Below are 21,227 nucleotides of genomic sequence, written 5' to 3' on the forward strand. Positions count from 1 at the left end.
GGGCGGTCCAGCGGATTGGGCGCGTGCGACAGGAACGAACACCACCGCGCCGTTGATCGTCAACGTGACCCCGTCCAGAAAGCCGTACGACACGATTGGGCCGATCCGCGTGCCCCTGCTGTCATATAGCGCCAGGACGGGATCCTCATTGTGCTCGGGCGCGCCACTGTTGGGCGGCCGGTCGCTGCCGCCGTAGCTAGTCACCGCCACAGAAAGCAACAGCACTGAAAGAACCGACTGGCGCATCGCTCCTCCTCTGCGGACCGGAAATACGCTGGCCGATTCCGGTCACAGATTAAGATTAGGGTGTGCTTCTGGATGTTTCAAGAATCCATGTGCATGGCGAGTCGCTTCGCCCGGTGCCCAACATTCGAAGGATGACTCATATAAATCAGCGACTCGGGGCCTGACACAGATCAAGCGGAGACGTGATTGTGTGAAGATGTGCGAGGCATTCCCGAATGCTGCAAGCTGCGCGCAGACCCCGTGGCTCATTGGTCTGCAATCCGCGTGATGCTTGCCGCCCCATATTTGCCGTCGAACATTTGCAATGGACACGTCGACTGGTGTTATCACCAGCCAATACCCACAATCCGAACGACGCCGGCAGCTCAGCATGGGCCGTTCCGTGGATCTTTTTCACGTACGTTCCTGATGACGCGGCAGGTGCAGGACGAATACCGTTTTCGTCTCGTCAGAGCGCCGCGCGGTCGATGGCCGGCCCGTTGTTTATCACCTTCAGACGGTACGATTAACGTCATCAGTATCCGACTGGCCGTTGCCGGATGCGGAGCAGTCACATGGACGTCCAGACGTCGGCCGCGACCAATGACTCTTATTGGCCGTACGGAGACCTCGCCGCTTCGCGCTTGCTATGCGAGGCCGCTCAGTCCGGTCGAGCCAAGGCGAACGTCCCGATATCGAAGGAGTCGATAGTTAATGCGGTCTACGCCCGCTGGCCGACAAATTGCTCATGCGTACCCTATGTTGTGCGGCGGGGAGGCGGGCGTGTTCCACTTTTATCTCATTGATCCCATCGGGCGCTCGGTCGTGAAGGTAAATGACGGATTCGACAGGGCCGCTGAACTGACGGACTGCGAAGCGCCCGACCTCGACACCCTGTGGCAAGACGCAGCGGAGCCGGATTCATCGACCGACATTGCATACAACCCGGACGCCGAAGACCAGCCCGCTTTTCTTCTGAGGCTTGCCCATGGCAGCACGACGACGGAACGTCTTGTTGCCGGGCGGGCGGTCCTGATGGCGTGTGGCGCAGTGCCGGCCGACATCGCGCAGCAGTTTTCGACGGCAGAGGCGGTTCAGGAAGCCATCGGTTTTCTAGGCAAGATCCGGACCGACGTCGCTGCGTGGCTAAAGAGTCCGGTGCGCCCGATACTCGCGCGCCTGCCCGGCGCAGCGCCGCCTCTGGCCACGCCCGGAAACACCGCCACGGCACGCCGCACGGCCCCCTCGAGCATCGCGTTGACGATGTCGGGCAGTTCCGCCTTGGTCTCCCGACTGACCGTTCCCGGATGGGCGGACTGGGCCTTTCGAAGGGCTCCACACCGGCCATTCAGACTCGGGAGATGCCATAGATGTGCGCGACAACACGACTGGCGTGATAACTGTAATTCCTGATCCTAGCCACGCTTTCGCCCGACATTGCCGAGCCGTCCTGAAGGCTTCACGTCGACCCGCAGCCCATCTCTGCGTCACGCTTGCCGAGAACACTTGTATATCCCGGCAAGATGATCTGGAGGACGGCGCCCCGCGGGACATTCGCAGACGCCCGCATCCGGCCGCCAAAGGCCTTTATTATCGATGAACAGATTGACAGTCCCATGCCGAGTCCGGTCGGCTTCGTACTATAGAAGGGCTCAAAGATCTGCTCGGCGCTCCCCGGAGCGAATCCGGGCCCGGTGTCACGCACGGTCACCGAAATGCTCGTGCCGTCGGAATCCTCGCGCTCGCTGCTGATCAGCAAATGCCGCTCGCCGTCGCTGACCTCGGTCATAGCCTCAAGCGCGTTGATGATTAGATTCAAAAGTACCTGTTGAAGCTGTATATGATCTCCTTCGATGGGTGGCAAGCCATCCGCGAGCAGGCTGTCCACGGATACCGCATTTCTCGACGCTTCGCCGCGTGTCAGTTCGATTACCTCTCGAATCGTCGCATTGACATCCACCGGCTCCTTGCTCGGTGGCGCCTTCCTGATAAGTTGACGGATTCTGCCAACGACACTGACCGCCCGATTGCCATCGCTGACGATACGCTCGAAAGTCTGGCGAATTTCCTCCACTTCGAGCGGCTCGGCGCGCAGCCAACGTAGCCCGCCCCGCGCATTCATCACCGCTGCCGAGATCGGTTGGTTCACCTCATGAGCGATCGAGGCCGCGAGTTGACCAACCGTCGCGACCCGGTTGGCGTGCGCCAGTTGAGACTGCAATTCCCGATATCGACGTTCACTGTTACCAGCTTCCTGTTCGGCAAGCTTGCGCTCAGTCAGATCCAGCACAAAGGCGACGCCTTCTTTTCGGCTAGCCTCGAACGTCGCAAGACCGACGATGACAGGCACCCGACTGCCATCCTTCCTGATATATTCCTTCTCGTATGGTTGCGCTCGCCCTGTTTGCGCTGACTGTTCAATGGCTTCCAGACTGATGGGCCGCCACTCTGGCGGCGTCAGATCACGCCAGCGCACGGCACCCGACGCGAAGTCTTCCCGCTCGTATCCGACCATGTGAAGAAATGCGTCGTTGGCCTCAAGAATTACACCATCGGCGTTCCAGACGATTATCCCAATGATATTCGCATCGACGAGACGCCGGATCTTCGCTTCTCGCTCGGCAAGCTCGCGATAGAGGCGTGCGTTCTCCAGCGAGATGGCAGCCTGCGACGCGACCAGCTTCAACACGGCGATCCGGGCAGGGCTGAAGACGCAAGCCGTCAGATTGTTTTCGAGGTATAGCGAGCCAATGAGTTTCGCGCGGTTCATCAAAGGCAAACAGAGAATCGAGCGGGGGCGAAACTGACAGACGTATGAATCTGCTTCGAAACGAGGGTCGACCAAGGCATCGTCGAGGATGACGTGTTCTCGTGCGCGCATCACGTGGTACAGAACCGATACTGGCAGGAGCGTCGAGCTCACGGGCACATCGCGTAATTGCAGATGCGTCGTCTCCGCGCCGGTCCTCACCTCTGCGGCCACGCGCATTTCGGCCCCTTGGGAGAGGATCAGGAGACCACGCTCGGCACCCGCCTGCTCGATGGCCGTACGCATGATCATGTCAATCAGTTTCTCCAGCACGATTTCGCTGGATGCCGCCTGCGACACCTTGAGCACCGTCGCGAGATCAAGTTGCTCGACGGGTGTTGCAATGGTGCTCATCGATTCGGACGTTGGATCGTTGGCACCAAGGTACGAATACATTTGCTCTAATTGCCGGACCTTGCCGTCGGCGCGCCAGCGTCGATAGCTATAATGGGCGTCGCGCATGTACAGGCGCGCAATCTTCTCCAGACCGCGCGCTGAGTAGAAGCGCGATGCGAGTTCGTTGATGAGCGCCTCGTTGTGAACGAAACCACTTTGCTGAGCTGCGCGTATTGCCTGCTCGTAGCTTTGCTCAGCATCGTTGTCGCGCCCTTCGACACGGGCGATCTCCGCGCGCACCAGTGCCGCGCGGTCAGCGAAATTCTCCGGGCAGTTTGCCGCCCAGAGGTTCAACTGTCGAAGGTGGTCCTTCATCCCAGCAAGATGTTGCGATCGCTCTTGGGGCTGCGCACTGTTCAGACGCGCCGATAATGTCAAGGCCGTGTAGAAATGGTAGTCCGATTCCTCATAAAACGACGATGAAGTCCACAGAAGCGGTTGCGCCTTGGCGGCCGCATCAAGCGCTCCGGCATAATCGCAGGCGATAAAGCGTGCCTGCAGCTTGCGTATCCAGTAACAGCAAGCGGGGACAGCGAGCGCTGGATTCTCCGAAAGGCGGCGCTCAATCCGGAATTCATTGAATCGTTCATCATCGAACGAGCCGAACATAGGCGTTAGGCCGCGGAGCGTACGAATCAGCGCGAGTTGCGTGGCGATAAAGTCGATCACGAGCCCGAAGTGCATCCGCTCGACATAAGCGAGTCCGCGTTCTGCTTCAGCCTGTGCTTCAGGCAGCGGCTCGCCGGCGAATAGCAGATCCGAGTTCATGCTGTTGCATGCATAGGCGGCGTACGGAATGTCGCCGAGCCGGGTCGCAGCGGCGAAGGCTCGCCGCAGCATATCGCGGCAAGCCTGCACTGGCTTCATCCAGCGAACGGAAAAAATAGAGAAGCACAGATAGGTCTTTGCCTCGAAGCGCTTGAGCCCGCGTTGTTCGACGAGATCATAGCCAAGCTGGCCGAAGCGAAAGCCAAACCGATAGTCACCGAAGCGCGGTCCAGCAACGCGACTAAGCAGAACATAGGCGAAACACGACGCATCACAGTTGCCACGCTCAAGGCTCAGATTGATTGCTTTGCAGCTCATCAGCGCGACGAGGTTTCCATCGGTCTGCAAGGCGGGCGCAAACAGCTTCGTCAGTACCTCGGCCGTTGCGAGCGACGCCGTGTCCTCCATAAGAGGCATATCGATCAGATCTTCGATCGCCCGGTTGCCCAACTGCAAGCCGATCAACTCATATTCGCGGCGCACTTCTTCGTCAGACGGATGAGGCGACCAATCGATGCCTACGTGACGCAGATAATCAAGGCACACGGCAACCGCGCGGTCGCTCTTGTCGAGCGTCGTGCAGACGTCCGTATGCAGACATGCGACGCTTGCCTGCTCCCCGGTTGTCGTCGCGTGCAGCGATAACGCGGCGAGGCGCTCGTCGGCGATGGATGCCTGCCCCGTCAGGAATTCACATGCAGCGCGATTCAGCGCCAGTTCGAAGGTCAGCTTGTGTTGACGGTTCCAGCTGTCGTCGCCAAGCAGTTCCGCGCCCGTCTGGAGATAAGTGAGCGCCGATGCATACGCCGTCGACGCTTTCGCGCGCTGTCCCGCGAGCAGATTGAACGCGGCGAGCTGTTCCCGCTCGTCGCGTGAAGTCATCAAGGCGGCACCGCGATTCAGTTGCCCGACGATCTCGAAGATGGCTTCCTCCTGTTTGTCCGGCGTCATTCGAGCAACGAGCAGGCGGCCAATCCGCAAATGCACGGCGGCGCGTGAAGGCCCCGGAATGAGCGAATACGCGGCTTCGTGAATGCGGTCGTGTCCGAACCGGTAAGAGCCTTCGAGCCGCTCCATCAGTTCCAGGCGGCAGGCATCCCATTAGTCCGCATGGACCTGTTCCACGGGAATCCCGAGGACTGTGGATAACATATTAATGCTCGCGACATTTCCCAGACATGCAAGTTGCTGCAACGCATGTTGTGTCCCGTCCGGCAAACGGTTCAGCTTGCCAATCATCAGATCGACGACGTTGTCGGTGTAACCCTTGGCATGGATAAGTTCGAGATTCCACCGCCACCGCCCGTCACGTTGATCGAAAAACAACAGGCCGCCTTCGGCGAGCGCCTGGAGAAACTGGATCACAAAAAACGGGTTGCCCGCCGTCTTGTCATGCACCAGTTGAGCCAACGATTCAACGGACTCATCCTCGCGACGAAGCGCCTCTTCGATCAACTGCCTGACGTGCGAAATGGATAGCGGCGCGAGGTTAATCTCACTGACCACGACTTCCGCTTGGCGAATGGCGCGGAGCTTGCCCGTCAACGGATGTAAGGCATCGACTTCGTTGTCGCGGTAGGCGCCGATCAGCATCAGATGTTGAAGGTCGGGACGCACCAAAAGATCTTCGAGCAGGTCGAGCGTTGCCGCATCAAGCCATTGGAGGTCGTCCAGGAAAAGGGCGAGCGGATGTTCCTCGCGCGCGAAAACCCCGATAAAACGCCGAAAAACCTCCATGAAACGGCGCTGCGCTTGTTGCGGCTCGAGCTCAGGAACGGGCTGCGGCTCTCCGATAATGAGCTTCAGCTCAGGAATCAGATCGGTCATGAGCCCCGCGTTGACATCGAGCGCCTCCAGTAACGCCGCACGCCAGCGCGCGAGTTCCGCGTCGGGTTTGCCGAGCAGCGGGCGTACCAGGCTCTGAAACGCCTGTATCAGTGTCGCGTATGGAATGTCGCGCTTGTACTGATCGAACTTGCCTGAAGCGAAGATGCCCCTGGGCGGCACCAGCAGTTTGTGCAGTTCATTGACGACTGACGATTTACCGATCCCGGAATAGCCCGAGACCAATACCAGTTCTGGCGGCTTGCCGCTCTTGACGATCCGGTCGAATGCGGCAACCAGCGTAGCGACTTCGCGCTCTCGCCCATAAAGCTTCTCAGGAATCATCAGCCGGTCGGAAGCATCGCGTTCGCCGAGTGGAAACGCTTCGATAAACTGCCGATGCTGCCAGTGCGCAAGGCAATGACGCAGATCGTGCTCCACACCCGACGCTGTTTGATAGCGTTCCTCCGCGGTCTTTGCGAGCAGCTTCATGACGATGCGCGAGACCGCGGCAGGCACTTGCCGTACCCGGTCGCTCGGCGGTACAGGCTTTCTCGCGATGTGGCAATGCACCCATTCCATCGGGTCTGCGGCTGTAAACGGCAGCGTGCCCGTCAGCATCTGGTACAGCGTCACGCCAAGTGCATAGAGATCGCTTCGCGAGTCGATGGAGCGATTCATTCGCCCGGTCTGCTCGGGCGCCATATAGGCAAGCGTACCGGCGATCGTCTCGGGCGGCTCGGGTGCCTGTCGCTCGCGAGGCAGTCGCGAGGCGAGGCCGAAGCCCGTGAGGCGAGCATGGGCGCCAACGCAATTAACAAGAATATGTGCGGGTTTCAGATCCTTGTGGACGAGCCCACGCTGATGCAGGTGTCCCAACGCCGATGCTATGCCGAGTGCGTGATGAAAGAAACGCTCGATTTGCATGGGCGCGCCGAGCAATCGCGCGAGCGGCTCGCCACCCGGGTCCTCGAGCACCAACACGGTTTCGCCGTTTTCGCGCACCAGTTCGAGCGGCCGTAGTGCCCATGCTGCGTCGAGTTCGTCTTTCAGGCTGAATTCATGTGCGAACCTTTCAAGGCTGGCCGGCCGTGGATGTTCGGCAGCGGGGCGAGCGAGCAGGACATCCGGGCCATCGCTGTGGCCCGGTCTCCGCCCGCGCCAGAAGAGGCGCTCCCCATCGTCCCATGAAATTTGGGGTCTGTTGTTCACCATGAACCTCGACGGTAGCCTCTCAGATGTTATCCGTCGCAGCGCAATCGGAATAATCTATGTGTATAAAAGGTTTCGTACGACTGTCAAGTCTGGATGAGCCCCGGATCAAATATGACACTCCACCTTCATCATTCGAAAGTCTTATTGCAGTAGCGACTGGCAGGCAGTAACTTGCGATCTGTTCAGTCCGCGTAAAAATGGAAAGACAAGTGAAAGAACGGTGCTTTTCCCCAGTCATCGCCGTAGTGGACGACGACGAATCGGTCCGGATGGGCCTATCAAGTGGATGAGTCGACGATGACGCGAGACCAGTCGATCTGGTCGGCTGCGCCCCATCCCGCACGCAGCGCCTCGTGCAACTGCTCCCAGACATCAGCGGCTTGCCGGTCGCGTAGGCGCGCCAGCAACTTATGCAGCTGCCGCAAACCCATCTCGCGAGGCAGCGTCCGACCAAATGAAGTCTTGACCGTCGGGTATCGCCAAGCAACTGCTCGGCCGAGCGTTACGGATATCCAGCTACGCCAAGGCAACGGCTTTGCTTTGCTAAATGCCATCAAACTTTGGAGGCCGACCATACCAGTGATTCGCATTTCCGCTGACGCAACGGAGGAACTCGTGGCTCGATGAGACTGCTCGCGCGCATGCCGCCTAGGGAGCGGGCGGCATGAACGCCGATAGCCCCTCGCGCCGACTCGGTGACCACAGATATGTATTCCCGCGACATTGCCGAGGTGCCCGAGTAGGCGAACACCAAGCAGGCGAACACCAAGCAGGCGAACAGCAAGCAGGCGAACACGACGCGGCTAGGTCCATTCAACCGAGTCACCGTCAATCGTTTTTTCCTGATAGCCTGGCAATCAACGCCAGCATTCGGTCATCGTCCACCGGCTTCTCGAAGAATCCAGCCGCGCCACCGGCATTCGCTCGCTCCATCGTAGCCACTTGTTTTTATCATACGAAAGGCTGGCGTGATACCACGTGGGCCCATCAATAGGTGGTCAGCCCCACCGCCACATCCTCGTCTTGGACGAGTAGGGAAGTCATCACTCCTTCCCCCTCCGTCCTCTCTTCAACCCGCGCCGTGGGCTCAGGTCAAAAACAGGACCGACCGCGCGCGGCCCGGTTCAAAGCGCCATCTGCCCTGCTCCTGCCGTACCCAACGCCACGACGTTGCCGACGTGCCTAGAGCTGGCCGGAGACACTCTGCGACTCCGCGAACAGGTTATAGACGCGCTCGGCAATTCATTTCCCTTTGGCTGCAACCCGCCAGACCGTATTCCCAAGATCGTCGGCGATCAGCAGCGCCCCGCTCTTGTCGACGGCGAGGCCTACTGGCCGACCACGAGCGTGGTTGTCGGGACTCAGGAACCCTGTCACGACATCCTGAGCCGGCCCGCTCGGCATTCCGTCATGAAAGGGGACGTAGACAACCTTATAGCCGTTCAGCGGGCTGCGATCCCAACTCCCATGCTCCCCCACGAAGGCCCCGCCGCGGTATGTCGCGGGAAGGTTCGTCCCCTGGTAGAAAGCCATGCCGAGTGGCGCAACGTGTGAACTCAGCGCGTAGTCGGGCGAGATCGCCGTCGCGACGAGGTCCGGGCGTTGAGGCATGACTCGCGGATCTACATGGTTTCCGTAGTAGCTGTACGGCCAGCCGTAAAACGCACCGTCTTTAACGGACGTCATGTAATCCGGGACCAGATCGGGGCCAAGTTCGTCCCGCTCGTTCACGACTGTCCATAACTTGCCCGTCTGCGGTTCCCATTGGAAACCATTCGGATTACGCAGGCCGCTTGCGAATATACGATGCGCGCCGGTGGCCCGATCGACCTCCCAGATGTCGGCGCGATCGATCTCTGCCTGCATGCCGTTCTCAGCTATGTTGCTATTCGAACCGATGCCAACGTATAGTTTCGATCCATCGATACTCGCAATCAGACTCTTGGTCCAATGGTGGTTGATGGGCCCCGCTGGTAAGTCGGTGAGCTTTGTACCGCGTGCCTTGATTTGGGTGTCGCCATCGTTATACGGGTATCGGACGATCGCGTCCGTGTTGGCAACGTACAGATCGTGACCGACGAGTGCGACGCCAAAAGGCGAGGTCAGATGATCCAAAAAGACTGTCTGGGTCAGGGGCTTGCCGTCGGTGCCGCCGCGCAGCAGAGTAATCCGGTTTCCCGCCTGATTGAACTCTCCAGCCGCGCCGAGCACGATGCCGACGACAAGATCCTTGGGCCGCATCACCGGCGCATCTGGTCCGCTCGATTCGATCACCAGTACATCTCCGTTCGGAAGCACATACAGCGATCTCGGGCGCTTGAGTCCCCTCGCGAGCGCGCTGACCTGCAGGCCTTCAGGTACGTTAGGAGTCTCGCCCTGTGTCCAGGTTCTCGGGGTAGCGATGCGCATCGGAGGGAAAAGATACTGCCTCAATGCAGGCAGTACGGGGTGGGCACCAATCTGCAATTTCGGGTCCGCTGCGGTGTAGTCGCAACCTGTAACTGAAAGCGTGAGCACAATCGCAGCACTTGACAGCAAGATGGCCCTCGCCTGCGGGGTCGGAGATTGAGTCGTTTTCATCAGTCGGTCACTCCTACTCGATGGCGATATACCATCGTCTTTCCGATCCATCCGGTGACCGACAGCAAAAGCACAACGAGGAACGAAAGCGTTAGCCCGGTCGGAACAATTGCCGTATATCCATCCCGGCTGTGCACGAACGCGTTGACGACAGCGAGAATCATCGCGAGTACGTTTCCAGTAACGTGCAGCCGGGCGATGCGCATTGTGCGAACCCGCCGGTTGCCGAGAAAATCGACCAGACCCGCAAGAACCGCAAATGCCGCCATCACAAGTCCCCCTAACAACAGCCAGTCCGAGAAAATTTCCCACATCACATCGTTTGTTTTCCAGTAAGCGAGGTCCGTGAGAAGCGTTCCCACGAAACACACGAAGGGAAACGGCACCAGGAACGCGTGAACAGGATGACCACGAACGCTGGCTAGCGCTTTAGGATTGTCTTCTGCCATGTTGAGTCTCCGCGGGTGACGGTTAAACACGGGCGCCGACAGCTCCGGCGATAATTACGGCCGACCATAGCGTCGATGCGAGGACGAGCGCCCAGCAGACAGCATCCGCCTTGCGTTTCTCCACACGATGGGCAAGCAAGACCATCCGCAATCCACAGGCAATATGAGCGAATAGCAACCAGACACCGAGCGCATAGTGAGGGATTAGCCGCACATCCCAAGGGTCAGCAAGCATGCCATCAGGTAACGCGGTCGCCCACGCGTAGTCCGTTTCGGTGCCAAAGTACCGGGCGAGCACAAAGACCGCATTGAGATGCGAAGCAATGAAGACGGCGAGATAAGCGCCTGACGCAGTTTGAAGTACATCCAGAATGCCTTGGCGCGACCCCATCCTTGATTCTGCGAGAACCAGTCCGCTGACGATCTGAAAGAAGAACAGTGTCAAGAGAACGGGCTCGACAAACGGCGATCGATAGATAATTCTCAATATCAACATCACCTCCCGATGCGCCTCTGCGCCTATAACACCGAATGTATGGTTGACCAGATGTGCGACGAGAAAAACCAGCAAAATAACCAGTGCCGCTATCCCATGCATTACCCGCACGGGTCTCATATGCTCATGCGAACGCACGGGCAGAACTTCTCCCCGGTGACCCAGTATCGTCAGTGACGTGCCGCATAGTGCCGCTAACCACAATCCGACCCAGACCTGACCATCCTTGCCGTTGACCTTCATCAAGTAAAGAAACACGCCGAGAATCACGAAGAGGCTCGGCGACACGAACGTCACGTATGTCAGGCGGCGGAGGACGACGCCTTCGAACCTCAACGTCTCCGTGCGTCCAAGAGCATAAAGACTTGCGAAGGCGCCGCCAGGGACTGCAAAGACCAGCGCCAAGGTTAGCAACGCCTCCGCAATATGCTTTGTCGAATGCAACCGATAAAACATCGCGAGGTACCACGGATACCCCACCGCCATCAACGCGGGAACCAGGTGAAGACACACCGAGACCCTTGAACATGACGCGCGGGAGGCGGCACTTTGCATGACATTCACCGGGAGTTAATCGGTGTCGTGAAAGGACGACCAGTTTCCAACTGGCGGTGTGCTGTTGAAATGCCACCGACCAGGCTCATCAAGATCGACGATACCGTTGCTCAGAAAGGTATTTCCGTGTAGTGGTGTTCATCGTATTTTTCGTCGAGGTATCCATTCACCGTATCGTTGAAATGAATCCAATGGGCAGTCTTTCCATGTGCCGTCAGGGTCGCCTGATCTCGCCAGTGTTCGATCAACGAATAGTGATTTGGATTTTTCGCGTCGATCCAGAGTTCGTAGTAAACGCATCCATCTTCTTTGTTCGATTCCACAACCATATTTTCAAGAAGATCCAGAAACTTCCGCTTGGAATCCTCCTTAACCTTGAAGAAAACGTTGAGAATGATCATGTCAAGCTCCTTGATGAAGAGTGGTTGGTGAAGCAAGTCCAATTGGCTCTCGATGGAGAACCGGCGACGAATTGAATCGGTGAACAGCACGCTCGTGGCATACCGAAATCGACCGGGACGTAGCCGCGTGGCGTGGGGCTGGTTACTTCCCCTCAGTTTCGTGTATGAATCTGCGCAGCTCGCGCAGAAATGCCTCCGGCTGTTCTTCTGCAATCCAGTGTCCGGAATCTTCGATCGGTCGGACTGTGACAGTGTCAGCGACTTCCGAAAGCATCTCTTCGGCTAGTGGCAGAAAGAAACTCGCTGTCCCCCCGAGGCCGAGTACGGGCATTTTCAGTTTGCCTTTTTCCGACAGCATCCTCTGGTTGTCATCCCCATCCTTCTCGAACGCGCGATAGAGCTCAAGGCCCGCTCGCATCGCTCCCGGCGCCGTGTAGTCAGCGACATATCTCTTTACGTCGGCCAGAGAAATGGCATCCGGATTTGCACTCAACCTCGTATAGAAAGACCGAAGATAGGGAAACTCACTGCCAGCGATCAGCAATTCGGCAACGTTGTCCGCAGCACCGTGAAGATGGAAATGCCAAAGCTTCGCCTCTCTGAATCGGGTCGTTGCGACACTCTGGAAGGCTTTGGTGCCCGGGATCGGCGCTTCCATTAGTACCAGGCGCTCCACATCTTCTGGATAGAGTGTTGCGAACGCGTATCCGACCAGCATCCCCAGGTCATGACTTACGAGCGTGACAGGTTTTGTTACACCAAGATGGACAAGCAATGACCGTATGTCTGTCGCCATCGTCTGCTTGTCGTAACCGCTTGCGGGTTTCGATGACCCTCCTGCTCCGCGATAGTCGGGAGCAACGACGAACCAACCTTCAGTGGACAGAGGTTCTATGACGTGGCGCCATTCCCACCATGTCTGGGGCCATCCGTGCAGAAGCACTATCGTGCGGTCGTTACCGCCCTTGCCCGGAGGGGGACCTGCCGTGACACAGTGGATGCGGACACCTTCGTGCTCGAACATGCTGTGGTGGACGCTCTGCATTCGCATACTCCTCGCCCGAATCCGTAAATTGAGCGTTCATGGTCTGCCCATCGGGTCTCATCCTCAATAACCCTATGGGTTTCATGGGGCATACGAAGGTACTACGTAGTGCGGAACCCAACTCCTCTCTTTCAAAGGCAACTAAAGCTAACGCTTCCCTTCGACAAAGTGGTGGTTTCAAAGCTCGCACCCGTTCAGGGTTCCGCGACTCCGTTGACAAGTCGTGCCGGATGCGAATCCGCCGTTGAAACATCGAGACATAGAGCCGTGTGGTCAACGCTTGATGACGCAGCTGCAACTGAGTGAATCGTTCGAACCTGCTTTGTCACAAGGCCAGACATGCGCTGCATCCTAATATTCGAGCGTAACCATCGCTATTACGTGGTCCGCGGGCGGGCTTGATAGGCATCACGAGAAAAAACATTTCGAACGCGCGTCCTCGAACCGCGTCGCAGATCAAAGCGTTACCGCGCTCTGCCACTAATCTGTAGCCATCGCGGCCAGGATGGTGTGGGAAGAACTTTCATTTGCAGACTGATGTAAAACTTCTATGACACTCGAGGGCTCGCAGTCGGAAGCCCGTAATACCAAGGTATGCGATCCCGAACCCATCGCGTCATTGAGCACGACTTCGACTCGGGGGATGCTCTGTGCACACATCCCCCCACCCCGGAGGTTTCGATGTTCTTCACCAGCCCCACCGATGGTTATCGCCTCGCGTACCACAAGCACGGCTCCGGCAGGCCCGTCGTCATGATCCACGGGTCGCCGGGAGACAGCCACGAATACGACAAACTGGCTGCGCTTGTGTCCGCCCGTGCGATGACGATCGTCCCGGATCTGCGCGGGTTTGGGCTGTCCGACAAACAACTGGAGCACGGAAGCGATGCCTTCTCGCGAGACGGGCAGGTCAAAGCGGTCATCGCCCTGATGGATGAACTCCAGCTTACGGACGCCATCCTCGTCGGCTATGACATCGGCGGCTTCACTGTGCAGGGCATCGCGCGGAAGCGGCCGGATCTCGTCGCGGCGCTCGTTCTTGCCCCGCCGATTCCGGGCGTTGGACGACGCATCCTCGAAGTCTCACCTGTCAATGAGTTCTGGCACGCAACGTTCTTTCGGACCGCGCTGGTCGAACAGGTCTTCGATGCCAATCCCAATGCCATTCGTGCGCTGTTGAAGATTCATCTCGATGGGTGGTCCGGTCCCGGTTCGTCGGTCACCGACGAACTGCTCGACAACATGGTGCAAGGCTGTTCAGCGCCGGGCGCCTTCACCGCGAGCGTGTCCTGGTTCCGCCATCCGGAAAGTAATCCCGTCTCGGGCTATGCAGCGGAAACTGTGCCGGACATTGCCGATCGCTTCCACAAACCCACTTCCATTCTGTGGCCCGAATGTGATCCGCTTTTTCCGGTTGCATGGTCCGATCAGATTGACCGGTTCATGAGCAATTTTTCGCTCAAGTTCATGCCAGGAGTCGGGCATTTTTCACCAACGGAGGCGCCAGAATTGTTTGCGGCTGAGATCTTTTCGCATCTTTCCGGCGAATGGCGCCCTGACGGCGCCAGGTGACAGGTATCGCCGTTAAACGCCCTCGACAACGGGTGCGACGAGTTTCGGGTTGTTGGACGAGAGAGGCAACGCATGGGACGCCATCATGAGCTGATCGGAGAACTTGTTTTTGAAGCGATCGCAATGACGATAATCATCACATTCGGTTGCTCCGTCGCGGCGATGTACGCGCTCTACGAACCGAGCCCGTACAGGACAGCCTACTGGGGCGTCTGCATCACCTGGGGCTTCGCAACCTCATTCGCCATCTACGTGACGGGTGCTGTGTCTGGCACACACGCGAACCCGGCTGTGACCCTGTCTCTTGCACTGTTCCGCGGTTTTCCCTGGCGAAAGGTCATCCCATATTGGGTCGCGCAGGTGATCGGTGCATTCCTGGGCGCTGCAATTGTCTATGCACTGTATTACACCGTCATCGATCATTTTAATGCGATCGAACATCTAACTCGCGCCAATGGAGGCGCGGCAGCTGTGTTCTTCACAGCCCCGGGCATTACGGTAACCCCCTTAAAGGCGCTTGTCGACGAGACCATCCTTACGGCCTTCCTCGTGTTCGGAATTTTTGCCGTGACGGATGAATTTAATACCATGGCACCCCAAGCGAACTTCGGCGCTGTCGTGATCGGCATGATCGTGACGGTGATCGGTGCGTCAACGGGCTATCTGGAGGCGTGGGCGCTTAATCCCGCTCGCGACTTTGGACCACGGCTATTCGCCTGGCTTCTCGGTTGGGACCGTGCCGCTTTCCCCGGCGCCGCAGGTTACTGGTGGGTACCGATCGTCGGGCCACTCATGGGCGGCCTGATCGGTGGTGCGTCACAACATCTGCTTATCCGGCAGTTTTACCCCCACGAAAAGAAGACCCTCCTATCCACCCGGCGTATCGGAAAGCCGCGCGGGAACCATCGCAATGAAGGCCGGACGGATTACGTCGACGGCACAGGCAGACAGGGCAATTGATGGGCGACATCCAATCGACTCCTTCCTGCAATCGTAAAGGTTAATGACTCATCATGCTCTCGGTTCTCGCCCTCGCACTTGCGCCGACTTTCTTTGTGATGTTATTGGGTTATGCCGCCGGCAAGACCGGTCACATCAACAATCTGAACGTAAAGGAGCTAAACACGGTCGTAATGAGTTATTGCCTCCCCGCCTCCCTGTTTGTCGCGACAGCAACAACGCGGTGGTCCGATCTGATAGCTCAGTGGCCGATACTGCTGTCACTAACCATCACCATGATGGGCGTCTACATTCTCTGGTACGCCTATCAGAGATGGGCGCGCCAGCAGAATTCCAGCGAGGCCGCACTTCAGGCGTTGGCTGTCGGCCAGCCCAACTACGCCGCCGCCGCCTTCCCGGTCATCACTGCCCTGTTTGGCGCCGAGCACCTCTCGACTGTGGCGGTCGGTATTGCCGTTGGCTCACTTTTGCCCTCGCCCTTGACCCTGGCGCTGCTCGAACTCGACCAGAGCGGTCCCAGCGCCACCGGAGTGCACCAAGCACCGGCCCACGAAAAGGTCGATCCGAAGGTGAACGCGCTAAAAGAAATCCGGACGGCATGCCGTCACGCGCTCTCGAAACCGATCGTGCTCGCTCCAGTGTTTGGGATGCTCGTATCGATAAGCGGATGGCAATTGCCCGCCGCAGCAGTAGCTTCGTTGCGTCAGATCGGCGTTGCGGCTGGTGGCATGGGGCTTCTGGTAACGGGTGTCGTTCTGTCCCAAAGCAGGTTTCGACTGACGCTCAATACCGTCTTCGGAGTCGGCTTATCAAACATTGCACAGGCTCTTCTCGCCTACTTGATCTGTCGCTTGGTGGATGCGCCGCCTGAAATCACCAGGCTCGCGGTCATCATGGCGGCCCTTCCTTCAGGCTTCTTCGGCATCCTCTTCGGCAACAGCTACGGTCGAATTTCAGGTGAAGCGAATTCAACGATCATCGCAAGCACCCTGTTTTCGGCCATCACTTTGGCCGCTGCCATTGGATGGTCGTACAACTATGGTGGCTGATCGGTCACCCTTTTTTCCCTTCTTAAAAGGAGTGCTCAAAGTGCAAAAAACCATCCTTATTACCGGCGCAGGTTCAGGCCTTGGTGAAGGTGCGGCGATCGGCCTCGCAAAAAAAGGCCATACCGTCATCGCGACAACCGAGTCCTGGCCACAGGTCACGGCACTACGGGACAAGGTTGCCCAAATGGAGCTGACCAACTTGACCGTCACCAAACTTAACATGCTGGATGCGTACGACATTGGTCATGCGGCGAAACTCGATTTCGACGTGCTCGTAAATAACGCCGGTATCGCCGAAGGCGGGCCCATAGCAGAGATTCCGATGCCCCTCGTCAGGCAGAACTTCGAGGTCAATGTGTTCGCGCTGCTAGACCTGACCCAGCGGGTTGTACGTCGTTGGGTACGGTCAAACAGGAAGGGCAAAGTGGTGTTCATATCCTCAATTGTTGCGCTGGTGAGCCCAGGCATGATCGGTACCTATTCGTCTACGAAGCACGCGGTGCAGTCAATTGCTGAATCCATGCAGGAGGAACTGAAGGAATTCGGCATACGAGTGCAGACCATCAACCCAGGGCCGTTCTTCACCGGCTTCAATGAGCGCGGCGTGGAAGCTGCGTATCGCTGGCTCGATGATGACGTGAACTTCACAAGCCGCGCCTCGTATAAGGCACAAACCGACGCGCTGCTCGACAAGCCGGAGATGCGTCTTAACCCGGAGGACATGATCGCCAGGATGGTCGAGTTGATCCCGGCGGAAACCGGCCCCTTCCGTACGATTTACCCCAAAGACACCGCGGACTGGGCGGTGGCTGCCGAACAGGCGATGCTCACACGAACCATCTGAGTGTGTCGCGCACAGGCGCCTTTCTGGCGCCTGCCCGCAGGCACGGGTAGCAGTCTGCAATGACGGCCCACCGGCCGTATGTATCGGCGAGAGGAGAAGCCACATGTGCGCACAACCAATGTACCTCGGCGGGGTTAATCAAGTACGCCGCAAGCTCTTCGTTGGAGCCCTGGCTGCGACCGCACTAGCGGCGGTGGCGCCGCTACGATCCAGGGCCGCTGATGCCGACCTTGCAGGGGTCAGGGCGCTCACCTTCGACATGCAGGGCACCGTCTTCAACTTCTACGATCCGATCGTGCAAAGGGCGCAAACCATTGGCCGAAAGTACGGAATTTCCGACGATTGGGCAGCAACACTGCCCGGCGACTGGAGTGATGGCGCGCACCACATCATTGTGGACATTTCTGCGCGTCGGCGCGAATGGATACCAAACACCGAGGTATACAGAGAAGCCCTGATGCCGCTGCTTGTCAGGCGAGGCGTCGCAGATCGCCTCTCAACCGACGACCGCGGCGAACTACTTGCCGAATGGGGAAAGATGGTTCCGTGGCCGGACTCGATCCCAGGTATCGCCCAGCTCCGAAAAAAATATACCGTGTCGACACTCACCAATGCGTCGATGTCGCAAATGACAGCGCTCGTGAAGGACACTGGGCTACCTTTCGATGAAGTGTTAACGGGAGAACTGAATCATGCCTTCAAGCCGGACCCAAAGGTGTATCAGCTAGCTGTCGACTATGTCGGCTACCGCCCAAACCAGTTGTTGATGGTATCGGCACATAAGTGGGACCTCCATGCGTCAAAACAGGCTGGATTCAAAACGGCCTATGTACCTAGACCACTGGAACTGGGCCCAGGGCGCGCAGCCGACCTCAAATCCGAAAGCTTCATCGACATAGTCGCCAACGATCTCGTGGATCTAGCCCGCAAGCTCGAATCCTGATCCGTCGGATTCGGGAATACCGGAGCCCTGGTCCATGGAGCTTTGGGGCCCGACAGTACGGTCCGGCATTCATTTCTCACCCGTTGGCAAGGTGAACTGAAACGTGGATCGCCGCCCTGCGGCCTCGGACAGCCAAAGTCGCCCACCGTGTGATTCAACGATCGAACGGCTGATTCGCAGTCCCATGCCGGTACCATGAGGCTTGGTAGTGAAAAATGGATCGAAAATCTGGTCCGCGAGTTCGGGGGGCACGCCCGCTCCTGTGTCCCGGACGGACACCACGATTTCGTCAAGGCTCCTCCACGATCTGACGACAATTTCTCTGGCGGAATCGATGTCCTTTATCGCTTCTATGCCGTTGACGATAAGATTCATCGCGACCTGCTGCAGTTGCACGCGATCGCCGATGACGGATGGGAGATCAGGCGCCAAATCGAGTTCCACCACTATCCCATAGCGATCGATCTCGCTAACCAACAAGCCGACGGTGTCACGGAGGATTTCGCCGACTTCGAGGACATCCCGATTCAAAGCCCCCTTCTCAAACTGCTTGCGGATTCTATGGATGATATTCGCCGCCCTGTGTCCATCCTGCACCATGTTCGTTGCAGCCGCCCGTGCCTCTTCCAGATCCGGGGTTTCACGCGACAGCCATCGCAGACAAGCACTCGCGTACGAAATCGCCCCTGTAATTGGCTGATTGAGTTCGTGAGCTAGCGAAGCAGCGACCTCGCCCATTGTCGTGGCACGATTGAGTCGTGCCAGATCTGTCATTGCCTGACGTAAGTCTTCTTCCGCACGCTTGCGTTCCGATACGTCGCGGATCGCACCAACGAAATCGAGATTTCCCACATTGACCGTACGTCCCAAAGCGTGGACATATTTAATCCGTCCATCCGGCATAAGAAACCGATGCTGGCTGTCGAATTCTGTCTTTTCGCTAATCGCAGCTTCAAGCGCAACCCGAACAGATTCACGGTCTTCCGGATGAACTCGTTCTAACATCAGATCGAGGGAAGGTTTAACGCGGCGATCAAATTCTGTGATCCTGTATCCTTCTTCTGACCAGTAATGGTCGCCGTTCGAGGCATTCCAGCCAAAGGTACCCGTGTGACTGATTTCCTCGCCCTGAGCGAGGAACGCTTCGCTACGTTGCAGATTGGTGTAGAGCGTTGCGTTTTCGAGCGAGATTGCGGCCTGAGATGCTAACACTTGCAGGAGGGCCAAACGATCGGAAGTGAAAACTCCGGGCAGCAGGTTATTCTCGAGGTAAAGCACGCCGCGGAGTTCGGTCTGCTTTATGACCGGCAGACATAGGACGGAGCGCGTGCCACTTTTCTGAACATACTCATCGACCGAATAGACAGTGTCTGCCAACGCATCGTTGAGCAACACGCGTTGTCTTGTGCGAAGAACATAGTCCAGCGCCGGGCGCAAAAGGTCTGAGTGGCCAATCGTTGCCTGACCGACGGTTACGTGAATGCCACCGGGCCCGTCAGTCGCTTCAGCTTCGATCCGCGGCTCGCTTTCTTGGACGCCACCATGAATCAGAATGAGCAGTCCGCGGTTGGCGCCCGCATTCTGGACGACGAGCCTCACTAACGTTTCGATGAGACGCGGTAGAAATATTTCGCTCGAAAGAGCCTGTGACAGCTTGAACACCGTGGCGAGATCCAGAAGCGCCGCTGGCGATACAATCGTAGCCGTCGCGCCCGGTGATGCGGCTTCGTCCAGGATTTGCGGATAGAGTCGATCCAGTTGTCGGACCTTTCCGTCAGCCCCCCAACTAAGGAAGCAGCTGCGAGCATCGCGCAGATATGCTCGCGCCGTCTTCTCAAAACCCCGCGCAGCATAAAAGCGCCCCGCGAGTTCATTTGCTGTGGCTTCGTTATGCAAGAACCCATTAGCCTGCGCTGAACGAATAGCCTTTTCGTATAAATGTTCGGCATCCGTCACCCGCCCTTCGACCCTCGCGATTTCCGCTTCAACGAGTGCGGAGCAATTTTCGAAATTGTCTGGACATCCCTCGGCCCATCTCGCAATCTTCGCGTGGTGCTCGTACACCGCATTGAACTCCGGGCTCTGCACATCCTTTGACGTGGAGTCCATGCCACACAAAAGCGCGAGAGCCCTAAAGAAGTGATATTCCACCTGATCGAAATAAGACTGCGACCTCGCGAAAAGTCGTGCGGCATTTTCCGAGGCCTTGATGGCACATGCGAAGTCTCCCGCGTAGAACAGCGCTTGCAACTTACGAATCCAATACCAGCACTCCGGCCTTGCGAGCGTGGGGTTATCTGACAAATGCCGTTCGAACGCAGCCTCATCAAAATCACCGTCATCGAACGATCCAAACCTGTCGGTAAGGCCACGAAGCGTTCGCACAAACATGATTTGCATTTCAATCATGCTAATGACACGGCCAAATCGCAACCTTGCCGCGAATTCAAGGCCAGCTTCCGCTTCCAGTTGCACCTCGCTCAGGGGGTCGGCGGCCGTCAGCATGTTGATGTAAAGGTTCGTGCAACTGTAAGCAGCGAACGTCAGATCCCCAGAGCGGCTTGCCTCATCAAAAGCGCGCCGGACAAGCTCCCGTCCCGCCCGTACGTGACGCTTCCACGGAATGATCAGGTTGCCAAACCGCATGTAAACCCTTGCTCGGAACCGGGTGAGTCCGTGCCTTTCTACCAGCTCATATGCCAACTTGCCGAGCTGGTAGCCCGCGTCATAGTTCCCGAATTGAGATCCCGCTAGCACCCCCAAAGTAACATACGCGAAACACGATGCATCGCTGTTTCCATGCCTGAGACTCAGATCGACAATACGGCACAAAATGAGCGCGTGCAGGTTCTCGTCCGTGAATTGAGCGATTGAAACGGCCTCGGTGTAGACCTCGAGAATATCGAGCAAAGTCGAGTCGGTTAGCAAAGGGGCGTCGATGAGTGCTTCCATTCGCCGATTGGCTATCATAGCCCACACACGATGGAACTCCTTCGCGGCTTCCTCACGGTCGGGTTCCGCTGACCAATGTTCACCGCGCCCTTTCTGATACTCGATAAAGGCTTCTACGCCGCTGTAGCTTCTGTCCATCAGGTT

The 21,227-nt window shown here is 57.8% G+C and carries 13 protein-coding genes and 2 pseudogenes; 6 read left to right on the forward strand and 9 right to left on the reverse strand.

Annotated features, from left to right (window positions below; all coding sequences use genetic code 11):
- A partial coding sequence (locus H3V53_RS34320) for a hypothetical protein (RefSeq protein WP_336601614.1) occupies positions 1–246 on the reverse strand: 246 nt, incomplete at its 3' end.
- Between the two features lie 762 nt (positions 247–1,008).
- Between H3V53_RS34320 and H3V53_RS34325 the strand changes: the two genes are divergently transcribed.
- Positions 1,009–1,638, forward strand: coding sequence for a hypothetical protein (locus H3V53_RS34325; RefSeq protein WP_336601615.1), 630 nt, complete (start codon positions 1,009–1,011; stop codon positions 1,636–1,638).
- 46 nt (positions 1,639–1,684) lie between these two features.
- Here H3V53_RS34325 and H3V53_RS34330 read toward each other — a convergent pair.
- From H3V53_RS34330 to H3V53_RS34360, 7 genes and pseudogenes are all read right to left on the reverse strand, one after another.
- A pseudogene (locus H3V53_RS34330) lies at positions 1,685–7,237 on the reverse strand (trifunctional serine/threonine-protein kinase/ATP-binding protein/sensor histidine kinase).
- Positions 7,238–7,518: 281 nt separating this feature from the next.
- A pseudogene (locus H3V53_RS34335) lies at positions 7,519–7,680 on the reverse strand (IS5/IS1182 family transposase); the annotation flags it as partial.
- A gap of 799 nt (positions 7,681–8,479) precedes the next feature.
- Positions 8,480–9,817 carry a PQQ-dependent sugar dehydrogenase gene (locus H3V53_RS34340; protein ID WP_336601616.1) on the reverse strand — a complete coding sequence of 446 codons (1,338 nt, stop codon included), beginning with the start codon at positions 9,815–9,817 and terminating at the stop codon, positions 8,480–8,482.
- Positions 9,817–10,266: a DUF2231 domain-containing protein gene (locus H3V53_RS34345; protein WP_336601617.1), complete on the reverse strand. Its 450-nt coding sequence runs from the start codon at positions 10,264–10,266 to the stop codon at positions 9,817–9,819. The genes H3V53_RS34340 and H3V53_RS34345 overlap by 1 nt, the downstream gene beginning before the upstream one ends.
- A 22-nt stretch (positions 10,267–10,288) precedes the next feature.
- Complete coding sequence (locus tag H3V53_RS34350; RefSeq protein WP_336601618.1) at positions 10,289–11,317, reverse strand: hypothetical protein; 1,029 nt, start codon at positions 11,315–11,317, stop codon at positions 10,289–10,291.
- A gap of 110 nt (positions 11,318–11,427) precedes the next feature.
- Positions 11,428–11,718 carry an antibiotic biosynthesis monooxygenase gene (locus tag H3V53_RS34355; protein ID WP_054923250.1) on the reverse strand — a complete coding sequence of 97 codons (291 nt, stop codon included), beginning with the start codon at positions 11,716–11,718 and terminating at the stop codon, positions 11,428–11,430.
- A gap of 142 nt (positions 11,719–11,860) precedes the next feature.
- Complete coding sequence (locus H3V53_RS34360) at positions 11,861–12,763, reverse strand: alpha/beta fold hydrolase (RefSeq protein WP_336601619.1); 903 nt, start codon at positions 12,761–12,763, stop codon at positions 11,861–11,863.
- A gap of 681 nt (positions 12,764–13,444) precedes the next feature.
- Between H3V53_RS34360 and H3V53_RS34365 the strand changes: the two genes are divergently transcribed.
- The 5 genes from H3V53_RS34365 (at position 13,445) to H3V53_RS34385 (ending at position 18,131) form a co-directional block, all read left to right on the forward strand.
- A complete protein-coding gene (locus H3V53_RS34365; RefSeq protein WP_336601620.1) occupies positions 13,445–14,335 on the forward strand; it encodes an alpha/beta fold hydrolase in 891 nt (296 codons plus the stop codon).
- 72 nt (positions 14,336–14,407) lie between these two features.
- Positions 14,408–15,295: an MIP/aquaporin family protein gene (locus tag H3V53_RS34370; RefSeq protein WP_336601621.1), complete on the forward strand. Its 888-nt coding sequence runs from the start codon at positions 14,408–14,410 to the stop codon at positions 15,293–15,295.
- A 53-nt stretch (positions 15,296–15,348) separates the two neighbouring features.
- Positions 15,349–16,344, forward strand: coding sequence for an AEC family transporter (locus H3V53_RS34375; protein ID WP_336601622.1), 996 nt, complete (start codon positions 15,349–15,351; stop codon positions 16,342–16,344).
- 40 nt (positions 16,345–16,384) lie between these two features.
- The gene (locus tag H3V53_RS34380; RefSeq protein ID WP_336601623.1) at positions 16,385–17,188 is read left to right on the forward strand and encodes an SDR family oxidoreductase; all 804 of its coding nucleotides are present in this window, start codon (positions 16,385–16,387) and stop codon (positions 17,186–17,188) included.
- 103 nt (positions 17,189–17,291) lie between these two features.
- Positions 17,292–18,131, forward strand: a complete 840-nt coding sequence (locus tag H3V53_RS34385) for a haloacid dehalogenase type II (protein ID WP_336601624.1) — start codon at positions 17,292–17,294, stop codon at positions 18,129–18,131.
- Between the two features lie 69 nt (positions 18,132–18,200).
- Here H3V53_RS34385 and H3V53_RS34390 read toward each other — a convergent pair whose 3' ends face one another.
- Positions 18,201–21,221, reverse strand: a complete 3,021-nt coding sequence (locus H3V53_RS34390) for an ATP-binding protein (RefSeq protein WP_336601625.1) — start codon at positions 21,219–21,221, stop codon at positions 18,201–18,203.
- Positions 21,222–21,227: the final 6 nt, after the last annotated feature.

It is taken from the genome of Paraburkholderia bengalensis, assembly GCF_037126505.1.
GTDB classification, from domain to species: domain Bacteria; phylum Pseudomonadota; class Gammaproteobacteria; order Burkholderiales; family Burkholderiaceae; genus Paraburkholderia; species Paraburkholderia bengalensis.

Bases quoted from the DNA above. Each gene is read 5' to 3' on its own strand.
- H3V53_RS34375 (WP_336601622.1), top strand. From the start codon at position 15,349: ATGCTCTCGGTTCTCGCCCTCGCACTTGCGCCGACTTTCTTTGTGATG.
- H3V53_RS34385 (WP_336601624.1), top strand. From the start codon at position 17,292: ATGTGCGCACAACCAATGTACCTCGGCGGGGTTAATCAAGTACGCCGC.
- H3V53_RS34365 (WP_336601620.1), top strand. From the start codon at position 13,445: ATGTTCTTCACCAGCCCCACCGATGGTTATCGCCTCGCGTACCACAAG.
- H3V53_RS34350 (WP_336601618.1), bottom strand. From the start codon at position 11,317: ATGCAAAGTGCCGCCTCCCGCGCGTCATGTTCAAGGGTCTCGGTGTGT.
- H3V53_RS34370 (WP_336601621.1), top strand. From the start codon at position 14,408: ATGGGACGCCATCATGAGCTGATCGGAGAACTTGTTTTTGAAGCGATC.
- H3V53_RS34345 (WP_336601617.1), bottom strand. From the start codon at position 10,266: ATGGCAGAAGACAATCCTAAAGCGCTAGCCAGCGTTCGTGGTCATCCT.
- H3V53_RS34360 (WP_336601619.1), bottom strand. From the start codon at position 12,763: ATGCAGAGCGTCCACCACAGCATGTTCGAGCACGAAGGTGTCCGCATC.
- H3V53_RS34390 (WP_336601625.1), bottom strand. From the start codon at position 21,221: ATGGACAGAAGCTACAGCGGCGTAGAAGCCTTTATCGAGTATCAGAAA.
- H3V53_RS34355 (WP_054923250.1), bottom strand. From the start codon at position 11,718: ATGATCATTCTCAACGTTTTCTTCAAGGTTAAGGAGGATTCCAAGCGG.
- H3V53_RS34340 (WP_336601616.1), bottom strand. From the start codon at position 9,817: ATGAAAACGACTCAATCTCCGACCCCGCAGGCGAGGGCCATCTTGCTG.